Here is a 574-nt window from a genome sequence, read left to right on the forward strand (position 1 = left end):
CCGCTAGGCCCGACCCCGACGCACGTTACGCCCGACCTGCCGTTATCGGACCAAGCCAATGCCGGCGGTTGGAAACGCGATACGCGGCTGTCCGACGAATTCAACGGCAGCGCGCTCGATGCCGAACGCTGGCACGTCAACAACGCCACCGGCACCGATTCCCTCGGGCGCAAACCGGCGCTGTTTTTGCCGGAGAACGCCAAGCTCGGCAACGGCAATCTGAACATCACTTTCCGCAAACAGACCCTCCCGGAGAAATACGTCGCCCTGGGCTACAAGGATTACAGCTCGGCGATGGTGCGAACCAACGAACGGGGGATGTACGGCTATTACGAAGCCCGGGCGAAACCGATGAATTCCGCCGGTTCCAGTGCGTTCTGGCTGGCGTGGACCGGGCTGACGGACAATGCCACGGAAATCGATATCTTCGAAATCGGCGGCAAGACCCGCAATGAAGCCTTCGATCGCCTGTACAACATGAACGCGCATGTCTGGGCCAGACCGCAGAATGATCAACACCTGAGTTCCGGCAGTACCTGGATCGCACCGTGGCGGCTGGCCAATACTTTTCATG

At 60.3% G+C, this 574-nt stretch carries 1 protein-coding gene; it reads left to right on the plus strand.

The features are described from left to right. A partial coding sequence (locus J5M56_RS23920) for a family 16 glycosylhydrolase (protein WP_207937932.1) occupies positions 1-574 on the plus strand: 574 nt, incomplete at both ends.

It is taken from the genome of Pseudomonas sp. 51_B (genome assembly GCF_017491595.1).
Taxonomy (GTDB): domain Bacteria; phylum Pseudomonadota; class Gammaproteobacteria; order Pseudomonadales; family Pseudomonadaceae; genus Aquipseudomonas; species Aquipseudomonas promysalinigenes.